General features: G+C 59.6%; 16 protein-coding genes, 1 tRNA gene and 2 pseudogenes. 12 read left to right on the forward strand and 7 right to left on the reverse strand.

All coding sequences use genetic code 11. From position 1 onward, the window contains the following. Window positions 1-183 precede the first annotated feature (183 nt). Complete coding sequence (locus tag RX330_RS02510) at window positions 184-1,647, forward strand: trehalose-6-phosphate synthase (RefSeq protein WP_317241959.1); 1,464 nt, start codon at window positions 184-186, stop codon at window positions 1,645-1,647. A 174-nt stretch (window positions 1,648-1,821) separates the two neighbouring features. On the opposite strand, the gene RX330_RS02515 is transcribed toward RX330_RS02510, so the two are convergent. Further along, window positions 1,822-2,163 (reverse strand): hypothetical protein, encoded by a 342-nt coding sequence (locus RX330_RS02515; protein WP_317244043.1) that lies wholly within the window; start codon window positions 2,161-2,163, stop codon window positions 1,822-1,824. Window positions 2,164-2,357: 194 nt separating this feature from the next. Here RX330_RS02515 and RX330_RS02520 point away from each other — a divergent pair. The 5 genes from RX330_RS02520 to RX330_RS02540 all read left to right on the forward strand — a co-directional run bounded on the left by RX330_RS02520 (window position 2,358) and on the right by RX330_RS02540 (window position 7,288). After that, window positions 2,358-2,447, forward strand: a tRNA-Ser gene (locus RX330_RS02520). A gap of 742 nt (window positions 2,448-3,189) precedes the next feature. After that, window positions 3,190-4,263, forward strand: coding sequence for a competence protein ComEC (locus tag RX330_RS02525; protein ID WP_317241960.1), 1,074 nt, complete (start codon window positions 3,190-3,192; stop codon window positions 4,261-4,263). A gap of 2 nt (window positions 4,264-4,265) precedes the next feature. Next, a complete protein-coding gene (locus RX330_RS02530) occupies window positions 4,266-5,021 on the forward strand; it encodes a hypothetical protein (protein WP_317241961.1) in 756 nt (251 codons plus the stop codon). Then, window positions 5,021-5,707, forward strand: coding sequence for a hypothetical protein (locus RX330_RS02535; RefSeq protein WP_317241962.1), 687 nt, complete (start codon window positions 5,021-5,023; stop codon window positions 5,705-5,707). The genes RX330_RS02530 and RX330_RS02535 overlap by 1 nt, the downstream gene beginning before the upstream one ends. Window positions 5,708-5,749: 42 nt before the next feature. Next, a complete protein-coding gene (locus tag RX330_RS02540) occupies window positions 5,750-7,288 on the forward strand; it encodes a DUF2235 domain-containing protein (protein ID WP_317241963.1) in 1,539 nt (512 codons plus the stop codon). Between the two features lie 860 nt (window positions 7,289-8,148). Here the strand turns inward: RX330_RS02540 and RX330_RS02545 are convergent. Both RX330_RS02545 and RX330_RS02550 read right to left on the reverse strand, forming a co-directional pair. Then, window positions 8,149-9,465, reverse strand: coding sequence for a recombinase family protein (locus RX330_RS02545; RefSeq protein ID WP_317241964.1), 1,317 nt, complete (start codon window positions 9,463-9,465; stop codon window positions 8,149-8,151). After that, window positions 9,462-9,911, reverse strand: a complete 450-nt coding sequence (locus RX330_RS02550; protein ID WP_317241965.1) for a DUF2924 domain-containing protein — start codon at window positions 9,909-9,911, stop codon at window positions 9,462-9,464. Before RX330_RS02550 ends, RX330_RS02545 begins: the two co-directional genes overlap by 4 nt. A gap of 291 nt (window positions 9,912-10,202) precedes the next feature. Here RX330_RS02550 and RX330_RS02555 point away from each other — a divergent pair, with 291 nt between their 5' ends. Continuing rightward, window positions 10,203-11,135 (forward strand): hypothetical protein, encoded by a 933-nt coding sequence (locus tag RX330_RS02555; RefSeq protein ID WP_317241966.1) that lies wholly within the window; start codon window positions 10,203-10,205, stop codon window positions 11,133-11,135. Between the two features lie 109 nt (window positions 11,136-11,244). Beyond that, window positions 11,245-13,743: a phage/plasmid primase, P4 family gene (locus RX330_RS02560; RefSeq protein ID WP_317241967.1), complete on the forward strand. Its 2,499-nt coding sequence runs from the start codon at window positions 11,245-11,247 to the stop codon at window positions 13,741-13,743. Window positions 13,744-14,836: 1,093 nt separating this feature from the next. On the opposite strand, the gene RX330_RS02565 is transcribed toward RX330_RS02560, so the two are convergent. After that, window positions 14,837-15,019 (reverse strand): hypothetical protein, encoded by a 183-nt coding sequence (locus RX330_RS02565; protein WP_317241968.1) that lies wholly within the window; start codon window positions 15,017-15,019, stop codon window positions 14,837-14,839. A 636-nt stretch (window positions 15,020-15,655) separates the two neighbouring features. Between RX330_RS02565 and RX330_RS02570 the strand changes: the two genes are divergently transcribed. Further along, entirely contained in the window at window positions 15,656-17,620 is a 1,965-nt protein-coding gene (locus RX330_RS02570) for a PAS domain S-box protein (RefSeq protein ID WP_317241969.1), read from the forward strand. Between the two features lie 48 nt (window positions 17,621-17,668). Here RX330_RS02570 and RX330_RS02575 read toward each other — a convergent pair whose 3' ends face one another. The 3 genes and pseudogenes from RX330_RS02575 to RX330_RS02585 all read right to left on the reverse strand — a co-directional run bounded on the left by RX330_RS02575 (window position 17,669) and on the right by RX330_RS02585 (window position 19,869). Next, window positions 17,669-17,974, reverse strand: a complete 306-nt coding sequence (locus tag RX330_RS02575) for a hypothetical protein (protein WP_317241970.1) — start codon at window positions 17,972-17,974, stop codon at window positions 17,669-17,671. Window positions 17,975-18,352: 378 nt separating this feature from the next. Beyond that, window positions 18,353-18,984 (reverse strand): annotated as a pseudogene (locus RX330_RS02580) (tyrosine-type recombinase/integrase). Window positions 18,985-19,428: 444 nt separating this feature from the next. Then, window positions 19,429-19,869, reverse strand: a complete 441-nt coding sequence (locus RX330_RS02585; protein WP_317241971.1) for a hypothetical protein — start codon at window positions 19,867-19,869, stop codon at window positions 19,429-19,431. Between RX330_RS02585 and RX330_RS35675 the strand changes: the two are divergent. From RX330_RS35675 to RX330_RS02595, 3 genes and pseudogenes are all read left to right on the forward strand, one after another. Next, window positions 19,796-20,113 (forward strand): annotated as a pseudogene (locus RX330_RS35675) (hypothetical protein); the annotation flags it as partial. The gene RX330_RS02585 and the pseudogene RX330_RS35675 sit on opposite strands and share 74 nt — an antisense overlap. Before the next feature lie 126 nt (window positions 20,114-20,239). Next, complete coding sequence (locus RX330_RS02590) at window positions 20,240-23,521, forward strand: autotransporter outer membrane beta-barrel domain-containing protein (protein WP_317241972.1); 3,282 nt, start codon at window positions 20,240-20,242, stop codon at window positions 23,519-23,521. A gap of 443 nt (window positions 23,522-23,964) precedes the next feature. After that, window positions 23,965-24,279, forward strand: a complete 315-nt coding sequence (locus RX330_RS02595; RefSeq protein WP_317241973.1) for a hypothetical protein — start codon at window positions 23,965-23,967, stop codon at window positions 24,277-24,279. Window positions 24,280-24,302 lie beyond the last annotated feature (23 nt).

Genomic DNA, 24,302 nt, shown 5'->3' on the forward strand with positions numbered 1-24,302 from the left:
CACAATGTGCTGCGCAAAAGGCCGCAATCGCTGTCTTTGCAGTGGAAAGTCCCGGTTCCCTCAAGCGAAACCAGTTCCAACGCGCGCGCCCGATTTTGGTTTCAATTCGTTGAAACGATGGTCAGGAACCATATTGATGAACGGCAGTTAAACGGGGTGGAATGAAACAGGAGGGGACGACCTGTGAACTTAGTCGTCGTTTCGAATCGTGTCGCGCGCGGCAAGCCTAACGAGCCCATGACGGGCGGCCTCGCGGCAGCCTTGTTGCCGGTGGTGGAACATTCCGGCGCGATCTGGGTGGGATCTTCGGGGCGGGTGCGTGACGGCCATCAGAAGGAACCGTTCGCCGAGATCGAAGCGCTGGGAACGGGCGCGATTGCGACGCTGGATCTGCCGGCGGCGCATTACGGCGGCTATTACGAGGGCTTTGCCAATTCGGCGCTGTGGCCGGCGCTGCATTCGCGCAGCGATCTGATCCGCGTCTCGCGTGAGGATTATGTCAGCTATCGCGAGGTCAACGCCTTCATGGCGCGCGCCTTGATGCGGTTCCGAAAAACAAAGACCGCGTTCTGGGTGCAGGATTATCACTTCCTCGCGCTCGGTGCGGAACTGCGTGATCTCGGCGTCGACGATCCGATCGGCTTCTTCCTGCATACGCCGTGGCCCGTCACTGCCGTGATGCAAGGCGTGCCCAATCATCGCGAGCTGATCACGGCGATGCTGGCCTACGATCTGCTCGGCTTCCAGACCAACGAGGATTGCCAGAACTTCCTCGCCTATGTCGGCGGAGAGCTCGGCCTCGCCGTCGAGGACGGCGTTGCGATCTCGCAGCATGGCCGCACCCGCTGCGAGGTCTTTCCGATCGGCATCGATGCGGAGAAGTTCGCAGCCTATGCCGCGAAATCGGCATCGCACCCCGACGTGTCGCGGCTGAGGCGCAGCCTCAACGGCGAGCGGCTTGCGATCGGCGTCGACCGCCTCGATTATTCGAAAGGCCTCGTCAACCGCATCAGCGCATTCGACCGGCTGTGGACGGAGCAGCCGCAGTTCGCGCGCAGCATCTCGCTGCTTCAGATCGCCAACCCCTCGCGCGGCGCGATCGAGGCCTATGGCAATCTTCAGAACGAGGTCGCGCGCCTCGTCACCGACGTCAACGGCCGTCACGGCGAGGTGGACTGGACCCCGATCCGCTATTTGAACAAGGGATTCAGCCAGGCCGTGCTCGCTGGTCTTTATCGGACGGCGCAAGTCGGCGTGGTGACGCCGCTGCATGACGGCATGAATCTCGTCGCCAAGGAATATGTCGCCGCGCAAAACCCGGCCGATCCCGGCGTGCTGGTGCTGTCGAAGTTCGCGGGCGCGGCCAACGAGCTCGAGACCGCCTTGCTCGTCAATCCGCACGACATCGACGGCATGGCGCGCGCGATCGCGGTCGCGGCCGCAATGCCGCTCCCCGAGCGCAAGATGCGGTGGGATGCGATGATGAAGAAGCTGCGCGGCCATACCATCCAGCAATGGTCGGCCGACTTCGTCGCGGAACTGGAAAAGTGCCGGACCGAGAAGGCCGCGGTCGCCCCGCTCGCAGCGCAACCGCCGCAAGCCTTGCGCTGGCTGAAGTCGGCGATATCAGGCGTGCGGTTGATTTAGAAGCTGAGCAACTTTGCTTTCCCTCTCCCCTTGGGAGAGGGTGGCTCGCGGCGAGACGGGTGAGGGGTATGTTTCCTCACGCGTACCTCTCGCGGTATAACTCGTGGACGCAACCCCTCATCCGTCGCGCCTGCGAGTGCCACCTTCTCCCACAAGGGGAAAAGGAAGAAGGTCTCAATAACAGTACGACACGCCCTCCAGAACCGCACACTGCCGCTTGTTCGGCGCGTTGGGATCGTCCAGCGGCACCACGCCCTTGCCCTGGCCGACGAACACGCCGGGCCCGACATGCACCGAGCTCTTGTTGCCGATGATGACGCTTTGATGCGGCGTCGAGCTCGAGCGCGTGCCGTCCGGCCAGATGATGGCATCGCCGGACAGCACCCCGCGGCGCCCGTCGTTGCAGCTCACATCGACGCCCTGCCGGATGCAGACCTGGGCCAGAGCCGGCACGGCGAAGGCGGGGACAAGGGCCGATAGCAGGCTCAGCACGGTGATGGTCTTGCGGATGGTCACGGCGTCCCCGGTCGTGGTTGGCGTCCTCACGTGAATCGTCGCGGCAAACCCGCCATGGGTTCGGCCCCCGGGCGGTTCAGGGCATGTAGGATCACAGATATTATCTCGTAAATACAACAGGTTGCGGAAAATTCACCCGATTTTCCTTCGATCTCTTGCAAAATCATCGGCGCCCCTTCAAGAGAGGGCGCTCCGGAGAGATGGCCGAGTGGCTTAAGGCGCACGCTTGGAAAGCGTGTGTGCGGGAAACCGTACCGTGGGTTCGAATCCCACTCTCTCCGCCAGTTTCGTTTCCTGAACGCCCTCTCCGGCCCAGTCGAAGCAGCTCGTCGACGCTCATTTCCCGCGTTTTTTAGCGCTGAACCGTACTTTGCCGGTCCGGTGTGCACGCGCCCCCCTTCTCCGCTACCCTGCTTTTCTCCAAACCTCTGTACTTTCTGAGCGGGTAACGGATGACAAAAGCCATTGAAAATCAAAAGATTTCAATCGTCGGAAAAACAGAAGGGTTCGTTTCTTACTTGGCTGCCAAGATGACGACTTCTGGCGGAACTTATGTGAGTACGGTCGCGCGAGACGCTTTGCACACGTTCGATGATGTAAACCTGAGACAATAACCGCCTCAAGCGACGTGGAATGGTTGCTCCTGCTCCAGCGGTAGCTGCCCGGCCCTTTCGGGTAGAAGCCTCGCCGCCCCATCATGGGTCGGGGATGCGAGCGACTGCCTTCGCGATCTTCCTGGCCTCTTCAGGTTTCTGTGCCCGACCGACTACGTCTGTAAGTCGTCTCGGGCGATGACTGTCGCGATCGCGATGCCGTTGGCGTCCTCCACGAACGGATCGGCCTCTGGTCGTTCCACACTCCGGAGGAAAACGCCGGGCTTGGGCCGTCTTCCATTGCTGAACAAAACTAGAACATGAATCAAGCGTGTGGTAGCGTGTGCCGCGCCAAAATACGAATCAGGGGTTGCACGGAACCTACCGGAACCTAATGAACGGGAACGGGCTAACTAGCTATGGGGGCCAAGGAATGGCCGACTTTTACGAACTCGACTTCTTACCTGTTCATACGTCTAAGAGTGGGGACTGTATCACCATTCGCTATTCGATCGGAGGTGCTTCGCCGGTTCTGCACGTTGTGGACGGCGGATACACGAGCACAGCGCCTGACCTCGTGGCCCACATTAAAAAGTGGCACAGCGTTACGCACATTGACCATGTGGTTGTCACACACCCGGACAAGGACCATGCCGAGGGCCTGGCTCCGATACTGGAAGGTTATTCCATTGGCACGCTCTGGATGTTGCGGCCGTGGATTTATGCGGACCAGCTCATCCAGCATTTTCCTCGCATGCAGTCGGCAGACACGCTGCGTGAGCGGCTGCGCGATGACTACCCGTACATTGCGACACTCGAAGAGATCGCACTCCGGCGGGGAATCAATATTCAGGAGCCGTTTCAGGGTCGCCAGATCGGCGCATTCACCGTGCTCGCTCCCTCGCCGACGCGGTATGGACAGCTGATCTTGCGGTCTGACCGGACCCCGCAGCTCGCGCAGGGTATGGGGGGCCTGTTGGCCGCTCTGGTCGTTCCGATGAAAGCAGCGGTACGCATGCTGCGGGACAGTTGGGGATCTGAACGTTTCTCCAGCGAAGAAACGAGCGTCGAAAATGAAATGAGCGTCGTGCAGTTCGCCAACATTGCCGGCGACAACATCGTGCTCACGGGTGACGCGGGTCGGTCCGGCATGGCCGAGGCCGCAGACTTTGCGCCAAACGCAGGCCTGTATCTCCCCGGCGTGAAGCAATTTCAGGTGCCGCATCACGGCGGCCGTCGAAATCTTTCTACCGAAATCTGTGACCGGTGGCTCGGGCCAAGGCTTCCGTCACTTTTGCCCGAAGGCAGCGAGCTCTTTCACGCGCTTATTAGCTCGGCGAAGGAAGACACAGACCATCCGCGTAATGCCGTCATCCGGGCCATGCGGCACCGCGGGGCGTTTGTCGCGACGACCGAAGACTCCGCGTTCCGCGCTCACAAGAACTCACCTCAGCCATGGGCTGGGGCACTGACGAATTACCCCTACCCCAATGAGCAGGAGGAGTAGCGGTGTTCAAATTCCTCGATGCGTACACCCTCCGCGCACGGCTGTTTCCCGCCATCCTGGGCGCGGCACCGGCACTGGCCGCGCTCGCCTTGCTGGTGTCGTGGCAACACGTCCACATGTCCAACGTGATTGCGAGCATCACGCTCTTCGTTTTGGTGTTCGCGCTGGCTGACTTCGCCCGCAAACTCGGTGTAGCTATCGAGCCGAAGATTTACGCAGAAATGGGCGGCAAGCCATCGGTCACCATGTTTCGCCGGTCGGATCACACGATTGAACAAGCCACCAAAGAACGCTATCGGACCTTCATTGCCGGCAAGATTAACCAGCTGGTGCCGTCGTCGCGGCAGGAGGCGGCCAATCAAGCTGTGGCTGATGAGTTCTATGAGGCGTGCGGTACCTGGCTCCGCGCGCACACGCGTGATGCCAAGAAATTCCCGTTGGTGTTCGGCGAAAACGTCGGCTACGGCTTTCGCCGTAACCAGTTCGGCCTGAAGTGGGTTGCGCTCGGGCTGAACCTGATCGTAGTCCTGATCTGCGCCGGGCTCCTTTGGTATCGCGTGCCGCTGGACATGGGGGCTGACCTCACGAACCGCACGACGCTCGTGTTCATCGTAGCAGCGATCCACGCCGCCTATTTCGCATTTGCCGTCACCAAGGAAAGCGTCAAGACCGCAGCCCGGAAGTACGGCCGTGAACTAATCTTGTCCACGGAAGCGCTGATCTCTCCGTTGCCGGCGCCGCGTAAAGAGGGAAAGTAATGGTCGACCAAACAGCAGCGGAAGCCAAGGAGAAGTACATCAAGGTCATGGGTGAAGAGCTCGGCACGCAGTATGCCGAACTTTGGCAGGAACTCGCTCAACTGAACATCAGGTGGTTGGAGTTCATCGAGCTCTACGGAACGAAGAAGAGTCGAATCGAATTGATGAACCGATCTACCGGCCACTTCTTCCGGATGGTGCAAGACTGCCTATGGGAAGGATTGATGCTGCACATAGCACGATTGACTGACCGACCGGTATCTTTCGGTCGGACAAATTTGACGCTGCATAACCTTCCTGCGCTGATCCCTGACGTGGCGTTGAAGAGGAAGCTAGAAGCGCTGTGCTTGGATGCAACGAACAAGACGAAATTTGCTCGGGATTGGCGCAACCGCCACATAGCTCATCGTGATCTTGACCTAGCTCTCGGCACTACGGCAAAGCCGTTGCCCGCCGTTGAGATTCGGCAGGTGAACGATGCTCTGGGTTGCTTTACCGAGATATTGAACAGCATCGCTGGGCCTTATCTGCATTCCACGACATCGTTCAAGCATGGTGTACGCCTGCACGGAGCGATCGAATTGCTGTATCTCTTGGACGATGGGCACGCGCTGCAAGCCGAGCGCAGGAGGCGGTTGGATGCCGGCGACTACAGCCCGGAGCTATCTGAGGCGAACGACGTCTAGCGGCAAGTTGCTTTAGCGGCTTATCACACAATTGGGGTCGGCATGGCGAAGAACATTGTTATCTTCTCGGATGGCACTGGGCAGGACGGCGGAGCTCGTCCCGAACAGCGGATAAGCAACATCTATAAGATGTACCGCATATCGCGCGACCATGCTGACACCGGCATCGATCCGTCAAAGCAGGTTGTATTCTACGATGCGGGTCTCGGAACCGACATAGGTGCAACTGCGCTGACTGCCCCGGTGCGCTTCGTTCAAAAGATGCTTGGCTCTGTCACTGGTGCCGGTATCAAGCGCAACATCGCAGACTCCTATGAATTCATTATCAACCACTACGAAGACGGCGACAGGATCTTTCTGTTTGGCTTCAGCCGAGGCGCTTACACAGTGCGCAGCCTCGCGAATCTGCTGATGTTCTGCGGTGTCCCAACCAAAACGCCCAGCGATCCATTGATGCGGTACAGAAAGGCTGCAAAGGATATCGCTTGGGAGGCGGTAGATGCGGTGCTTGAACATGGCGCCGGGCACCCGAGAGCCGACTTTGAGGATGAACGAGTTGAATTAGCCAAGCGCTTCCAACTCAAATACGGTTCGGGCGATGGGTCCGACTCGAACGTCGCTCCCTATTTCATCGGCGTGTTCGACACCGTCGCGGCGTTGGGAGCGAATGGATTACGCTATTTCATCATTCAGGCTGCACTCGCCGCAGGAGTTGGAGTAGTCGCATTCATTGCCGGATTCATTCCTGCTGTAATGCTGGCCGCTCTTTGCACTTGGTTGCTCGGCACGAATTTCATGCTAATTGGCTTCGTCGCTCAAGTCGCCATCGTGGGAGCTGCCCTCGCTCTCTTCTGGTACTGGCAGAACAAGGCTGACATCAAGACTATCACTGACTACCCGAAGCCTGGCGAGTCGCGATCCCATAAGGCAGTTTGGAAAGGTGCCAATTTTGATCGTCTCCTGAGCCGCCATGTCGCTTTTGCTCGCTCAGCGAACGCGATAGACGAAACCCGGAAGGACTTCGACCGCGTACCGTGGGGCGGCAGCGACGAGGGCGCTCCGCATTTCCCGGGTCATGAGCGGCTTCTCCAATGGTGGTTCGCGGGCAACCACTCGGACATCGGAGGCTCCTATCCGGAACCGGAGTCCCGCCTCTCGGACGTCGCGTTGGAATGGATGTGCGGCGAGGCTGTCGCCGTTCCAAACGGATTGCTAACTGGTCCAATTTTCGTTGGCGGCAGGAAGATGCCGAATACAGGGGACACCGGTCCCGCATTAAATATCTTTCCTGCGGCCGACGGGGTCCAGCACTGCGAGGTCGCAGGTATGCGAGACACGCTCGATTCGCAGGCCGCAAAGCTTCCAAAGTGGCCTTGGCTTCAGAAGTTAGTCAGCAGTCAGAATTGGGAAGCGAAAACTCGCGACATTCAGCCGGAGGCCAAAGTTCACCCTGCGGTTCGGGAGCGTTTCAATCTCTCAGAGATCATTCAGTGCGCCTCCGGCAGCGGTCCTTATCGTCCTGCTGCACTTGCAAATCACGTTGAATTCAAACCCTATTATTCGGGTCCCGCAAAGGGTTGAATTGCGCTTAAAGAGATTCGAATGGTCGTTGTCTAGATTGTACGTTTCGATGATCACGCCTCTTGTCGTTGGAAGAGGGCGCCGTGACCAAATTCAATCGCATATTTCCGGGTATGCTTCTCTGCGGTCGGAGATACGTGGTGCTCGACCCGGACGATTTTCGCGCGATTGGGATGCCAATCCGCGGCAGCGCCGGAGCGAAGTAATCTCGCGAGAGATTGCTGGGTTGGCCAATCAAATCTCCTGATTTTATGATTGCGGGGGAGACTGGTTCGCGATGAATGCTGATGAATTGGGGCGAGCTCGGGAGGCCGACCCACCCCACTGTACTTAGCAAGCGCACAAGCTCCGCGTGGTAGCCAACGTATTATCTTACAAAAAGCTTTTCGCGGTGAGCCGAGGCCCGTGACTATCACCTCTGCGAGCAATCTTGCTCTCCGCACTTCACGAACGGAAGTGAGTTCGTTGCGCGCCCCAGTCCGCAGGGAATGGCTTCAACACCGACTTCAGCTCAAGGGTCTTGCTTTGTCGACCATCCAAGATAGTCTGGACTAAATCCGGAGCGAGCAAGGTAAGGCGAAGCACACGGCAGACGTACGACTCGTTGACTGCTTCACGTTTTGAAAGTTCTGCCGCGGAAGAATAGCATCCAGTCTCGATGAGCCGGCGCCATCGATGCGCTTTCGCGAGAGCGGTAATTAGGCTGTTGCTTGGTCGTGATCGAGGAGCGGTCCAGACCTCCACGCCGGCAGGGACTACAATTTGCTTTCTCCCGCCGCTCTGCCGGAAATCGACCGGGATGCTTACAACCAACTCACGTCCATCACGGCTGAGTCGAACATTCTGTTTGGGATTGGTGGTCACGCGGCCACCTCCGCGATCGTCCCTTTGCCCTTCAGATCCGCGATCAGCGAAGCGAAGCCGTCCACCCGAAGGTGCATATCAACCTTTGCAGAGGCGACGACTACCTTAGCCGCAATGAGCTGCAGGATGCGGGATTGCTCGGCGGGGAATAACTCGCTCCAGACTTGGTCAAAGTCGATAAGGGCATCGCGGACCCATCGCTCGGTGGTCCCGGACACGTGGGTGCGCATCTTCTTCCAGGTCGCCACTATCAGCTCAGGAGAGGAGAGTACGCGCCGGACCTGGTCGACGACCATCTCCTCAATCTCCCCTGCGGGGACGCGAAATGCCGCGCTCGACGCCGCCGCGCCTTTGAGGGTCTGCTGGCTGACGTAGTAGCGGTACAGTTTGCCTCGACGCCGAGTATGGGTGGGAGACATTGCCACGCCAGCGGAATCAAAAATGAGCCCTTTGAGCAGGGCGGGGGTCTGCGCCCGGTGCTTTGCGGCTCGCTTACGAGGGCTTTCCTGCAGGATGGAGTGCACCTGGTCCCAAAGCTTGCGTTCGATGATCGCATGGTGCTCGCCAGGGTACGCGGTGCCCTTATGCACCGCGTCTCCAATGTAAGTTTGGTTGTTGAGCATCTTGTAAATCACGCCCTTGTCGATGGCTTGGCCATAGCGGTTTCGGACGTCTTTTTGCTTGAGCTCTCGGGCGAGAAGGGTGGCTGACCCCAGGGTCACGAACCTGCGGAAGATCCAACGGACGGTCTCCGCGTCCTGGTCATTGATCACCAACTTGCGGTTTTTGACCTCGTAGCCGAATGGGGCCCAACCGCCCATCCACATGCCCTTCTTGCGAGAAGCCGCGAACTTGTCGCGGATGCGCTCGCCGGTGACCTCGCGCTCGAACTGGGCAAAGGACAGCAAGATGTTGAGTGTGAGCCGGCCCATCGAAGTTGTGGTGTTGAAGGCCTGGGTGACCGAGACAAAGGTGACGGTGCGTCGGTCAAACGCCTCCACCAGCTTCGCAAAGTCCATCAATGACCGTGACAGCCGATCGATCTTGTAGACCACGACGATGTCGACCTTGCCCGCCTCGGTGTCCGCCAGCAGGCGCTTGAGGGCAGGGCGCTCCAGCGTGCCGCCGGAGAACCCGCCGTCGTCATAGTGATCAGGAACGAGAAGCCAGCCTTCCTGTTTGTGGCTTGCCACATAAGCCTCGCACGCCTCTCGTTGGGCCTCCAGGGAGTTGAACTCCATGTCCAGGCCTTCCTCGCTGGACTTGCGGGTGTAAACCGCACACCGCAGCTTGCGGACAACCGGCTTGCTCATACCGACGCCCGCTGGCTCTTCAGGCCAAAGAAGATCAGGCCATTCCACCGCGTGCCCGTAATGGCTCTGGCGACCGCAGAGAGCGATTTGTACGGCCGGCCTTGGTACTCGAAGTCGGCGTCGCGGACCGTCACCCGGTGCTCGACACCCTTCCACTCCCGAATGAGGCGGGTGCCGCTGACGGGGCGGTCCAAATTTTTGTGCCGAATGCGCTTGCTGCCCTTGGTCGGCAGGTCGGCCGCCAAGGCTTCCAGCCGCCGGACGGTGTCGGTGGACAGTCCACCATACGCCAGCTCCTGGATACGGTACGCCAGCCGGCTTTCGAGAAAGCGGCGGTTGTAGGGAGGCGGCTCGGAGCCGAACAGCTCGCGCCAGCGCGCCTTCAGCGTGCCCACCGGGGCACTCTTAAGAGCCGAAATCTGCGCCAAAACGCCGCCGCTAGCCATCTGCCGTTCTCCCTTCCAAAGGCGCGGCATGTCCGCTCTGGTCAGGCGAGATGTCGAGTGAAACATCTCCCGTGTGGTCGGAAAATCCGCTTGCCTTTCGGGCCTGGATCCGGCTGAGGCCGAGCGCCAAAAGCTCGGCGATTTCGGCAATTCGGTCGTCGGCGGAAGGAATGTGTGGAGATCCTGTGATCATCCACGCTGTTTGCAGATGATTCGGGAGGTTGTCCGGCGGTCAACCTCCCCCGTTCTGGGTTAGGTTCACAGAAACCGATTCAGGGTCTGCGGACGAACATGTCTAACCATCACTTTGCGCCAGGACCTAAAGCAGAAATCGAGCCGAAAGGCCCTCAACATGCGTTTGAAGGAGCGGTAGCTTTACTGGCGCCCTTTAAGCGCAGGCTGGAGGCGCATGCGCCAGCGGATGCACGAGAGGCAATTGCGGCACAGGATCCCCGCCTTTTGGCTTCTGCGGAAGTCCATAGCTTGGCGGAGGACCTCAATAGTGCGCTGTATCGGGCTCGTCAGGCACCAAGGGTCAAGGACGTCGTCGCCGAACTCGGCCGAGCCCGAGATCTTCTTCGCGAAGCCAATTCGGCGATTGTCTCTCTCGGGGGATGGTCCCGCTTCCATCTTCGAACGCCTTCCGAAGTTTATGGCGATGGTGTCGAGCCTCGCTGGTTGCCTTCCTACGAAGACGGAAATGCCGGTGAATTCGTTGGACTAGCCTCGCGCATAGCCGACCAGATGGACGAGGTCGTCGGCAAGCTGCAAAAGGTGTTCGGCGACGGTCAGATCGCTGACCGCGGCGGCGCTCAAAATTATGAAGACCGTTTCCTCGGCCCCGTGAAGAACAGGTTCATCCGAGAGGCGTTCGACGTGTTCGATGCCTATCACCCGGGAAGCGCGAGCTCGTCGGACGGCTCGCCGTTTTTTTGCTTCGTACACAAGGTCTTTGAGTTTGCGACCGGCGAGCATGACGAAGATAAGATGGCGCTCGGTTATAAGCTGCGAGAGCTGATTAGCGCGCTGCACGGTTATAGCCGTGCCAAGGCGGAGTATTGGAGCATTGAGCTGATGCTCGATCCCGGCGACCAAAGCGACCCAACCAGGGACGATCTCGAAAGGCGCCAAAGGAAAGCGAAGAGGCAGATGGAGCTGCACGAAAGGAAGCTCGTCCCAGCCCTCGGTCAAAAAGGCCTACCTCCTCAAAAAACCGGCAAGTAGGCCGCGTGCTAAAATCATCCGGTTAACGGCCTTCTTCGACCTCGTTTTCGAGGTGGAAGGAAGCACGATGAATAGCCGGGAACGGAAGCGGGCCGGGAAACCTGGCGGCATGAAGGCCGCGGCGCTGGCGTACGCTGCCAAGGGTTGGCCGGTCTTCCCGTGTCATCCCGAGACTAAGCAGCCGCTCGTCAAGGGAGACGCTGATCCGGCCACCGGCAAAGCCATCCCAGGGTCTGGGGGTCTCAAGAAGGCGACCAAAGACGAGGCGCAGATCGAAGCTTGGTGGCGAAAATATCCTAACGCGATGATCGGGGTGCCGACTGGGGCGCCCATTGCCGCCTTCGTGGTCGATATCGACGCCGGAACGGATAGCAAGACAGGCGAGGTTTATGACGCGGCGGAAATCCTCGGCCGCCTGGAAGCGACGCTTGGCTGCCCACTGCCGCTGACACGGGTCTGCCGCACCCCGCGCGGCGGTTTGCATCTGTACTTTCGATTGCCCGAGGGCGGCGGGGCGATGCCGCGCAATCGTGCTGGCATCTTAAAACGCATCGATGTGAGAGGGGATGGCGGATATGTTATCGTCCCTCCTTCACTTCGGTCAGACGGCGCCGGCTATATTTGGCAGGGCGAGGAGGATGCTGCCGAGGCCTGCGCTTCCGACGAACTCCTGCGCTTCTTGGCGGCAACAGCTCGTCGCGATAGTTTGCCCCAGACCAGCGCCAGGGCATCGTCAAAAGAGGCCTACGGTCTGAAGGCCCTTGCCGATGAAATCCGCGCGTTGCGCGGCGCGGTGGATGGGACCCGCAATGACACGCTGTTTCATAGCTCCATAAAGCTGGCGCAACTTGTAGCCTCGGGCAATCTCGACGAAATAGTCGCCCGCTCTTCCCTTGAGGCGGTCGCGGGGCAGTGGCCAAACTTTCAAAAGTCAAAAACAACGATCGCCTCCGGCTTTGCCCGCGGTCTCGCGGAGCCGAGGTCCGTTCCGATGCGCGCAGCCAAGAGCCGTCTTGCTGAGCCGGTTGCCCACGTCGCGCCGACTGCACCAAAAATCGCCGCCTCTATCCTTGAGCGCCTTGGATTGGATGAGGATCATCAAATCCAGCTCGACAGAGAACTGGCTCAGTGTCCCCTGACGGACCTGGGTAATGCCGAACGCTTTGCCCGCCGGTTGCAGGATCGGCTCATGGCGGTGCCGACGCGCGGCTGGTTTCAGTGGGACGGCTGCCGCTGGACGATGAACGGTGCGGAGGACTCGGCGCGAATTGCGGCTCAGTACGTCGCGCGATCCATCCAGCGCGAGGCGGATGCGCTTTGCGGGAGCGATGAAGATGCAGTCGTTGAAGTTCGATCTCCCGGCGCCAAATGCGAGCGCGAAATCAGGCTGTCCGACAAGTTGAGGGATTGGGGCAGAGAAACAGAAAACGATCGGCATTTGACCGCATTGCGCAAGCAGGCCGCACCGATGATGGCGGTCGACCAGGCGCGGCTCGATGCTGATCCCATGAAGATCAACACAAAGAACGGGACTCTTAAGGTCAATCGGAACTGCGCAGACGAGGATCCGATCAGCTTTTATCCTCATGATCCCGCTGATCTGATCACGAAGGTCATCGATGCCGAATACGAGGCAGGCGCGACGTGCCCGGTCTACGACGCTTTCCTGAAGAAGGTTCAGCCCTCATCTAAAGTGCAGCGGTTCCTGCACCAATGGGCTGGACTCGGGCTGACCGGCGACACGTCAGAACAGAAACTGCTGTTCTTCTGGGGAAAGGGACGCAACGGTAAGACGACGTTGGTGGAGGCGTGGGCGTCGATTTATGGCGACTACGCGTGCTCGCTTGCTGTTGAAACCTTCATGGACAATGGCAGGGGACGGAGTGGAGGCCAGGCGACGCCGGATCTCGCGCTCCTGCCGGGGATCAGGTTCGTTCATACTGACGAGCCGGCGCGCAACGCGCGTTTGTCGGAAAGCCATGTGAAGCTGCTGACGGGTGGCGATACCATCCAAGCCCGCGAGCTGAACAAGGGCTTTTTCAGCTTCAAGCCGCAGTTCAAGTTGACGATGTCGGGCAACTACCGGCCGAAGGTGGACGGTGGTGAGGCGTCTCAGGGGACGTGGCGCCGTCTGATCATGGTTCGGTGGGCCATTACGGTTCCCGAGCAAGATGTTGATAGGCAGCTGTCGACGAAGCTCAAGGCCGAGGCTTCGGGCATCTTAAACCGATTGCTCGATGGGCTGCGCGATTGGATAGACCGCGGCCTTCTTGTCCCCGATGAGATTAAGGAGACGACGGAGGAGTACCGCAGTGATAGCGACGTTCTCGGTCGCTTCCTCCAAGAATGCACTATGCGGGCGGAGGGGCAGCGTCTGTCCAATGCGGAGCTCCATAACCTGTTTGTAGTTTGGAGCAGGAGGAACGGCGAGCGCCCGTGGACGAAGAAGAGCCTCACCAGTGCGATGAAGGAGCGAGACTACGAGCAATCCCGAGGGGAGGAGCGCTATTGGAAAGAGATCGTGGCCACCAAGTCAGTCGGTGACTTCGCGGTTGGCGCCTCGGCTGAGGACGATTTGGAGGTAGATGAGCCAGAAAACGACAGTTGAAAGTGTCGGGGAATGCGAGGGTTCAGGAAGTGTCGGGGCTAAAAAAGCCCGACAAAAGTAAGGCTTCCCGACAGTTTCGACACTTTCGACACTTCTTTGCACATAACTCCCTAAGCGCGCGCCCGCGCGCGCAGGAAGGACTAGCTCAGGACACCGAAGTGTCGGAAGCGTCGGGCAGGTTCGGTGTCAACCGGTGTCAACCTTGTCAACCGTGTCAACCTAACTTTTGGAGTGCTCCAGCTAGCGAGACCGAGGGGTGCGAATTACCCGCGGTCGTTTGGAAGCCAGAGGGACCCGTGAAACGAAGAAGGGCCGACCGCGATGTAGCGATCGAACTGCTGGATGCAAACACCCAAGGAGGGCAGCGGCAGCGTCAACCACAAAGGCCGCGCATAGCGTTAGAGCCGGTGCTACCTCAATAGCAGACCTATGGCGTACGCCCTAGCATGGGCTGCTTGTGACCCGAAGCGGACGTCAGTGGCCAAGTTTGAATTTGGGAGTGGCAAAGCCCGTTCCAGCGCGGGAACTGAACTTACCTTTCTCGTTGTGGAGTCGTTGTTAACCGCACGAGGAAAGCGCCATGACAAAGCGCCGGAAGGTGCAGCAAACAAAGTCCCTTGATGAACGAATGATCGCTCTAGCCGCAAAACTCAAAGGGGAGGCTAGCGCACTGCTCGCCGGCGCGGAACGGGACGCCCTCCTGAGGAAGGCCAAGTTAGCCGACACCTGCGCGCACATCACTGATTGGCTGACTTCTCCCGGCCTACAATCGCCGAAGTGAGACACACCGAAGCTACGAAATTGAACCGGCCCCAGCGGGTGGGGCAAGGGCTGACCACCATTCCCACGGCCGACGCAATCGGCGTTAACGCGCGTACGACATATTTTGAGCAAAGACAGAACTTAGGGTTCAACGTTTCCTTGCGTCAAACGCAAAGGGCCGCTGTCTTAGACAACGGCCCCATACTGTCCGGGGTTCAATAAATCCGAAATGAAAACTTGGCCAGCCCGGCATGCGATTTTTCCCGATTGGCCACTCGTTGCCACAACAAATGTGAATCACGCTTGTCTTTGGGTTGACATTGCCAGCGAGCTAATTGAATTTTTCGGGAATGCTGGGAGGCGGGAGCCCATATTGCTTTGCCCGCTTGGCAGCCAGCTTGCGATAGGATGCTGCTTGCTCCAGTAAATCAGCCTTAAACTTGGGGTCCGTCTCCCCGTCTGCCAGCGCTTCCAGTTGCAGCGCTCGCTCAATGTACTCAGTCAGCAACTTCACCGGAGGACCCACCAAATCGGGAGTTCCATTATATCGCAACAGTTCTCCGTCCAACATAGTTGTTAGCTACGCTCGTTTTCATTTTGTGCTCACCTTGAGATGGCAAGGAATTTAGTCCGCGCGGAAACACATTGAGAACGGCGAATGTATACGCCTGCGGAATGCCCGAAGGGAATGCACGAATAGAGTATGCTTTGTCGATGACTTGTTGAGCTATGGAGCTCGCAAGTTGGCTTCTTGCCCGCCGGACAAGAAGAGCGGCCCGCTCTATAAAGTTTCCGTTTTGTACCGACCCTTGACCTACCTCAAGGGAATTAGTCCGCACCGAACGTTCAATGAACGCCATGGATCGGCACACCCTGTACTACCGGCTTTCTCTGGTCTGGCTGGCAGTCGTGGTCGCCTGCCTAGTCGTGGTTCTGATGCAGTAAGGTCGCTTCAGTGAGCGGCCTCTTTCTTCCCCGCAAGTAAACTTCCGCTTGTGGCCCGTTGCTGACGTCCAGCCCCCACGGACCGCGGTCCGATAACCGCCCTTAGCGGAGTCAGGCCGCCCCTGCATCGCCCGGCTTCCAGGGAACCGAAACGAACGCGCAGGGTTAAATGTTACCTTCGTCGTGTCCCGTGGAGCCCTTCCTCTTGCCCTCCCCAAGCTCGCGACTAGACAGCCTTGACGATACTCGGCGGCTTCAGCTTCTGATCGATGCGATTGTCGATTATGCCATCTACATCATTGACGTGGATGGGACGGTACGCAGCTGGAATTCGGGGGCACAGCGACTAAAGGGCTACGCACCCCAAGAGATCATCGGTAAGTCTTTCTCGTCTTTTTATACTCCCGAGGACAGGACCAACGGCCTCCCCGAGCGCGCTCTGAGTATTGCATCAAGAGAAGGTCGCTTCAGCGCCGAGGGATGGCGAGTCCGGAAAGATGGGAGCCGCTTCTGGGCTTCCGTCATCGTTGATGCCATCCGCGACGAGACCGGCGAGCTGATCGGATTTGCGAAGGTCACCAGAGACATTACTGAGCGCCAGCAGGCCCACGAGGAAATACTTAGCAGTGAACGGCGCTATCGCCAGCTCATCGAAGCAGTGATCGACTACGCGATATTCCAGCTCGACCCGTCTGGCCTCGTGACGACTTGGAATCCGGGAGCCCAGCGGATCAAGGGTTACGCGCCATCGGAAATCATCGGTCGGCATTTCAGCGCGTTTTATACCCCCGAGGACCTCGCGGCTGGCGTGCCGACGCGAGCGCTCTCCGAAGCCGCACAGCAAGGCCGGTTCGAGGCTGAAGGCTGGCGAATGCGAAAAGACGGCACGCGATTCTGGGCATCAGTCGTCATCGATCGCATCACGGACGAAGCTGGCAGCCTCGTCGGGTTTGCAAAGGTCACCCGTGACCTGACTGACCGAAAGCGGACTGAAGACGAGCTTCAGAAAGTTCAGGAGCAACTGGTCGCATCTCGAAAGCTCGAAGCTGTTGGGCAACTCAGCGGAGGCATCGCGCACGATTTCAACAACCTGCTTATGATCGTTCTCGGCAATATTGAGACCGCTGAGCGGCACGCAGTTAAGACGCAGTCAGCAAACCTGAACAGAGCGTTGGCCAATGCCAAACGAGGAGCACAGAGAGCGTCGGCGTTGACAAGCCGCTTGCTGGCCTTCTCGCGACGTCAGGCTCTCGACCCCAAGCCCATCAACGTGAACAACTACCTCAATGGCCTGCAGGAATTCCTCCAGCGCACGCTCGGAGAGCGCATCGAGATTGAGACCGTCGGAAGTGCTGGGCTCTGGCAGATCGAAGCTGATTCCAATCATCTGGAATCGGCTATCGTGAACCTGGCAATCAATGCCCGCGACGCAATGACGGAAGGCGGAAAGCTGACTTTGGAAGCGGCCAACATTTCAGCTGACGAGGACTACTGTCGTCTCAATCCTGAATTGGCGCCCGGTCAATACGTGGCCATTTGCGTGACTGATACCGGCGGCGGGATGTCCCTGGACGTTCTACAGCACGCATTCGAGCCCTTCTTCACGACGAAGGAGCCAGGCCACGGTACCGGCCTAGGCCTTAGCCAGGTCTATGGCTTTGTCAAACAATCTGGCGGCCACGCCAAGATCTACAGCGAGGTCGGGCTCGGCACGACAATCAAGATGTACTTTCCGCGCTTTTCTGGGGAAACGCGACAGGAGGCAATTGAACCCGAAGAAATCGCCGCAAGCGAATTGTCCGAGACAATTCTCGTCGTCGAGGATGATGAAGATCTGCGCGGCTATATTTCTGACGTCCTAAGAGAACTTAACTACCGCGTTCTCACGGCCCGCAGCGCTCAGGTTGCTCTGACCATTCTCCTGCAGGACGAGTCTAAGGTGGATCTTCTTCTAACCGACGTTGTCATGCCGGGCATCAACGGGCGCGAGCTCGGGAGGCGCGCGCAGCAAATTCGACCGCGCTTGAAAATCTTGTACATGACCGGATATTCGCGCAATGCAGTCGTTCACCAGGGTAGGCTCGATGAAGGCGTCAATTTGCTTGAGAAGCCGATCTCGCAGGCAAAGCTCGCGCTGCGGGTGCGGGAAATCCTAGATCAGAGCCATTGAAGGCAAGCAAGAGCTCCCGTCTAAGAGCATCGGAAACGGCGCATCTGATCACTGCACTTTTCGCCCGAGGTCTCTCAGGAGCGAGTGGAGAAAATCGCTCGCATGGTCGTACCGCGCGCCGCCGCTCGCGATTTCATGGGCGCGTGGCTCCACTACATTGCCGTCGGCTTCTGGGCCGAGTAGATCGGCTTTTTCAGACCATTGCTGCAGTAGGCGATCAGGAATGTACTCCGCAGACCCGAACAACCTCAAAAGGCAATCCTCGGCTTCGGCTTTGTGATCGTGATGAGCTTTCGCCGCGTAGAAAGCGAATAGTCCACGAAAAGCATCACGGGAAACGGCTGGTTTTGCCATTGCAATGTCCCCGCAAGGATTGCGTTCTAAAGGAAGAGGCCACCGAAAGGCGGCCTCAGGAGTTCATGAGTTGGTCTAAATAACGCGTACTGAAAAGCCTGCCGCAGCGTTCCCGTTGCTGCAGAACCCCGGGTAGTAAATAGATGCGAAATGAACGTGCCAGCCCCGGTCTCAGGAGCATGCCAGCGTGATTCGCTTCTGCCAACTAAAATCTGACGACTGCCGGGAGATTCTGGCAATCCCAATCTATGTCAGTTTAATTGACGTACGCAGCGAGCCGTTCGCGAGCGAAGTATCATGATGATCTATAACGTTCCGCTTGTGGCCCGTAGCCGTCTGTGAGGGCAGCGCAGAGTACGTCTGCTCCGCCCCCGAAGTTCAGACATCAACTTGTTCTGCTATCGCGAGGGCGTCGTCGACCTCGATGCCTAGATATCGGACGGTGCTCTCGATCTTGGTATGCCCCAGTAGGAGCTGTACGCTCGCAGGTTGCCGGTTCGGCGATAGATCAAGGTCGCCTTGGCCCGGCGAAGGGAATGCGTCCCGAACAAGTGCGGGTCCAGTCCGATATCAACGATCCAGTGTGATAGGAGTCTGGCGTACTGGCGGGTCGTCAAATGTCCACTCCGCCGCCGGCCAGTGAACAAGTATTCTCCTGACTTCTTGCCAGTAAGCCGCAGGTAGTCGTCGATTGCCTGCCGGGTCGATTCCGTGAGTTCGAATTTGACCGGCCGGCCGGTCTTCTTTTGTCGGACGGTCGCGCGGTCGGCGGCATATCCGCCTGGCGCAAGGTCATCGACCTTCAAGGCTACGACGTCGCAGCCGCGCAGCTTGCTATCAATGGCGACGTTTAACAGCGCCAGATCGCGCATTCGGCCTTCGACCTGGAGCTTGGTTCGGATTGACCAGACGTGCTTCGGACGGAGCGGCGGCTTTGCGCCGACGACCTTGCCCTTGTTCCAAGGAACGTGTTTCGAGACAGCAGGGATGGTGCTTGGGATATCGGTCATGTTGACCTCCTCAGCTAGTGAGGCTGGTCATTTTCAGCCCGAAGCCCTCCCAATCCCACCTCCGCTTCTAGAAGATTGAAGACGTACTTGTGTCCATTTCGATCTATGACAAGACCGATTTTGACCCATTGAAGACTTGCGGCCTCAGTGAGATCCCTCGCGACCGCGTAAGGACGGCGAGCAATCAGCTTTGAATGGTTGATGCATTCTTAATGCGCAGGGTAGTTGCTCCTAGAGCACACCTCCGGTTGTTCCCGCCTTCAATGCACTTCGGTTTCGTTGACACGATCAAAAGCGATCTCTTACCTTGGATGCACGTCCGAGTCCGCCGTCGTGCGCGCCACAACAGCGCCGCGGGTCGATGGATGTGACGGTGATCGGGCTCGGGTGACTGGGGGCGGGTGACTTGAAAGTTGGGAATACTCCAGGCGCAATCGCTTGGTTTCAGGCCGTCATATCGTCGGCACGGGCGCCCGGCGCGACTGCAACAACGACCCGGCAGCTTCTCCTCGCAACCGTTTCCGCCGCCGCACTAATGGCCCTCTCCGCAGGCTCGGCGGCAGCGCAGACCTGGAACGGCAGCGTCAGCACCGACTGGACGAATGCCGCCAACTGGACCGGCGGCGTGCCTGCGAACGGCCCCGTCACCATCAATACGACGGCACCGAATCCCACCATCCTGGGTGTCTCAGGCGCCGCTACAGGCACGAGCGGCACAATGTTTGTCAGCTCCGGCGGCGGATCGGCCAGCCTGACTATCCAGAACGGCAGCACGTTGACAAGCAATCCGTCGGGATTCTCCTTTGTTGGTGTGAACGCGGGGTCCGTCGCCGTCGTAAGCGTCACGGGGGCGGGATCGACATGGAACATCAATGGCGTCGCCAACTCCCTCATCCTAGGCCGGAATCTAGGCGGGCTCGGCTCTGGCACGCTGAACATCAGCAATGGTGGCGGGGTTAGGACGGCTGGCGATATCGTCGTTGGCGAGACTAACGCCACCGGCGTTTTGTCGGTGACAAGCGGTGGCACACTTACAACCGGGCGGGACGGTTATATCGGGCGGTTTGGTGGCTCGAACGGGACCGCCACGATCACCGGGGCTGGTTCATCCTGGGCCATCACCAATCGCCTCTTCATCGGCAACGGCGGTCCTGGCGCATTGACGATCAGCAACAACGCTGTGGTCGATGTTGGAACCTCCGCGATCGTTGGCGATTCTGCGAGCCAGGGCACATTAAACGTCATAAGCGGCGGCGTGTTGCAGACGCAGACGCTCGTCCGCGGCACCGGCCCGGTTCAGGTCAATTTCGACGGCGGCACGCTCCGCGCCAAAGCAGGTACCACGAGCTTCGTCAGCGGCTTTTCCGGCACTGAACTCAATATCGCGTCCGGCGGACTGACCGTCGACACGGCAGGCTTTGACGTTACGGCGTCCTCCCCCTTCAGCGGGACGGGCACGTTCACCAAGGTCGGCGCCGGCACGCTCACGCTCAGCGGTGCAAACAGCACCAATTTTTCCGGTGTGATGGCCATCAATGCCGGCACGCTTTCGGTGGCCGCCGCGACCAATCTCGGCACGGGCGGACTGGCCTTTGATGGTGGTACGCTACAGAACACGGGGGCCTTCACGACCGCGCTGCCGGTCACGCTCAACGCGGGTGGCGGCACCTTCCAGACCGACGCTGATCTGACGCTTTCCGGAGTTCTCGCTGGTAGCGGCGCGCTCACTAAGACCGGCGGAAGCATGCTCACGCTGACGGGCGCCAACACCTACTCCGGCCAGACCTGGATTCAGACCGGCACCCTGGCGCTGTCCGGCAGCGGCGCAATTGCCAGCTCCAGCCGCGTGGTCGCCGACGGCACGTTCGATATTTCCGCGGCGACACCAGCGAACGCAAGCATTCAGAGCCTTGCCGGCAGCGGCACCGTCAATCTCGGCGCCAAGACTCTGACCTTGACCAATGCCAACGACACGTTCGCGGGCGCGATCACAGGCACCGGCGGCCTGACGGTTTCGGCGGGCATAGAGACCCTCACCGGGATCAGCAACTACACCGGCGTCACGAACGTGACCGGCACCGGCACTTTGCAGCTCCTGAATGGCGGCCAGATCACGGGCACCAGCAGTACTGGGCTGAACGGCCCCAGCGCGACGGCGACGGTCAGCGGCACCGGCTCGCTCCTGCAGACCGGGAGTCTGGCGGTAGGTGGTGTCAGCGCGGGAAGCAACGCCACCCTGAACGTCCTGAACGGAGGCGTCGTCAGGACAACTGCCAACGTCACGGCCGCTATCGCCGGCCCCGCCGCACAAACAGGGACAGTCAATGTCGATGGCGGGGGATCGCTGCTGGACCTCGCCGGCGGCTTCGGGGTTGGCCATCAAAATGGGATTACGAACGCATTCCTGAACATCACGAATGGTGGTGCCGTCCATAGCGCTAGCGGGACGATCGGAGCCTTCGCCCCCGGGAGCGGCACAAAGTCGGTTCTGATCTCGGGGACGGGATCGAGCTGGACCGTGACCGGAGCGCTCAATTTCCAGAGCAATGCATCGATGTCGGTCCTCAATGGCGGCGCGGTAACCGCAGCGACATCAACGATCGGCACCTCGGCGAATGGGACCGCCAATTTGCTGGTTTCTGGTGTCGGCTCAATCTATTCCGTCACCGGCAATCAGGTGATGGGAGCCGTCAACGGCAAAGGGTTCGTCACGCTGGCGGATGGCGCACAAATGACGGTCGGCGGCGCATTGACGCTGGCAAGCTCCGCCGGAGCAACCGGCGTCCTCAACATCGGCGGCGCGGAAGGCCAGGCGGCCACCGGCGCGGGTACGCTCAATGCAGCGACGCTGGTGTTCGGACCCGGAACGGCACGCGTTAACTTCAATCACACCGACGCCAATTATGTCTTCTCGACCGCCATATCAGGAGGCGGCGCGGTGAATCAGACCGGGCCCGGCACCACCGTGCTCACCGGCGCCAACACCTATTCGGGCCCGACCACGGTGTCGGCCGGTACGCTGCGCGCAGGCGGCGCCAATGTGCTGAGCCCGAACTCGGCGTTCTCAGTGCTCTCAGGCGGCATGCTCGATCTCGCGGGGCACGACCATACGCTGACGACACTGAGCAACGCCGGCACCGTTGCGCTGAATGGCGTGCCGGGAACGACCCTCACCATCGCCAATAACTATGTCGGCAGTGGTGGCCTGGTCCAGCTCAACGCCGCGCTCGGCGGCGATGCGTCGCCGACCGATCGGCTGGTCGTTCAGGGAAATACCTCGGGTAGTTCCACGCTCAGGGTCACCAATGTCGGCGGCGCCGGTGCGCCCACAAACGAGGGCATCAAGGTCGTCGACGTCGTCGGCGCCTCGAACGGCACGTTCGCCCTGCAGGGCAACTTTGTGCTTCAAGGCCAGCAGGCGGTGGTCGGAGGCGCCTATGCCTATACGTTGCAGAAGAACGGCATCGCTAGTCCCGGTGACGGCGATTGGTATCTGCGCTCGTCGCTGATCAATCCGCCCCCCTCGGCGCCTGCCGGCCCGCTCTATCAGCCCGGCGTTCCCCTTTACGAGAACTACGCGCAGGTGCTGCTCGGCATGAACGACGCGCCTTCGCTGCAGCAGCGCGTCGGCAACCGCTACTGGGGGGGCAGCGAGGCGATGGCGCGCGCCGGCGTCAACACGACCCAGGCTGATGCGTCCTGGACGCAGTCCGCGTTCTGGGGCCGCATCGAGGGCGGCCAAACCAGCTTGCAGCCGTCCAACACCACTGGCTCGACCTACAACGCCGACCAGATGAAGGCGCAGACCGGGCTCGACGGCCTTGTGCTCGACAATGCCTACGGCCGACTCATCGTCGGGCTCACGGCGCAGTACGGTCTGACCACGGCTTACGTCAACTCGTTCTTCGGCAACGGCACAATTCGCGCGTCCGGCAGCGGCGTCGGCGCTACCGCAACCTGGTACGGCGACAACGGCTTCTATGTCGACGGCCAGGCGCAGACGATGTTCTATCGCACCGATCTGTCGTCGGCGCTGGCCGGCAGCATGACCCATGGCAACGAAGGCTTTGGCTACGCCTTCAGCCTCGAAAGCGGCAAGCGGTTCGGCGTCGGCAACGGCTTCTGGCTGACACCGCAGGCACAGCTCGCCTATTCGAAGGTCGACTTCGCTCCGTTTGCCGATCGTTTCGGCGCGCAGGTTTGGCTTGGCAATGCCGAAAGCCTACTCGGCCGCCTCGGGCTCTCGGTCAACCACCAGCGCACCTGGAACGACGCGTCGGGCATCGTCCGCTCCGACGTCTACGCGATCGGCAATCTGCACTACGAGTTCCTCAACGGCACCAGCATCGATGTCGCAGGCTCGGGGTTTGCTAGCGCCAACAATCGGCTGTGGGGCAGCATCGGCGGCGGCGGCACCTATAGCTGGGCCAACGGTCGTTACGCTGTGTTCGGCGAGGTCACGTACCGCGCCAGTTTCGACAATGCCGATCAGAACCACGGCTACAAGGGCACTGGCGGGTTCCGCCTGACGTGGTGAGAGGTGCATATAGGTGTGCGCGCAAGGTCACCTGTTGGCCCATTGCTGACGTCCGCACTGAATGTGGAAAGTCCGCTAAGTGCATCAGAACCGGAGGTCGCCAATGACCGGCTTCTTCCATAACAACGGATATAGAATGGCGTCAGCTGCATATGAGAGCGGACGTGCCGTAAACGACTGAGCCTTGAGGATAATCGTTAGGGGCAATGTTGATCGCCGGCGAGCGGATTGGCGCGATCTTGCATCTAGTCCGCGTCATCCTGCTTGGCCCCAAATTCTCTGGAAAACTGTCGATCGTTGTCTATGCAAATCGGCTCACTGCGCCTTTGCTTTTGGACGACGAACGTCGACCTGTCGGTTTTTGCATAGACCAAAGCCAAAACCGAATACAGGCTGCAGGAGGAGCTGTTCAGCTTGCGACCTCTAACCGGTAGGGTGCCATTATGCCATTCTCGATCTCAATGATGATTGTGGGTTCACAGCTGCTTATACCAGTGGCCGACACCGTGCCGAAGTTTGACGTTGCCCGCAGTTGCAAGCTCGATTTAGCTGCAACGGCCGGGCTCAGTGTAGGTCAGTCGCCCAAGAGCTGCGTCAACGATGAGCAAAAAGCACGGCGGCAGCTCGGCTCCCTGTGGTCAAAAATGTCGGGGCCGCAAAAGGAGAGCTGCGTCGGGCAGGAGGCAGTCGGCGGCACCCCGAGCTATGTCAGCTTGCTGACGTGTCTTCAGATGGATCAGTGGGCTCGTAAGCCCTGATGCATTTTCAATGAGCTCTGGCG

The sequence above is a fragment of the Bradyrhizobium sp. NDS-1 genome, assembly GCF_032918005.1.
Classification (GTDB): Bacteria; Pseudomonadota; Alphaproteobacteria; order Rhizobiales; family Xanthobacteraceae; genus Bradyrhizobium; species Bradyrhizobium tunisiense.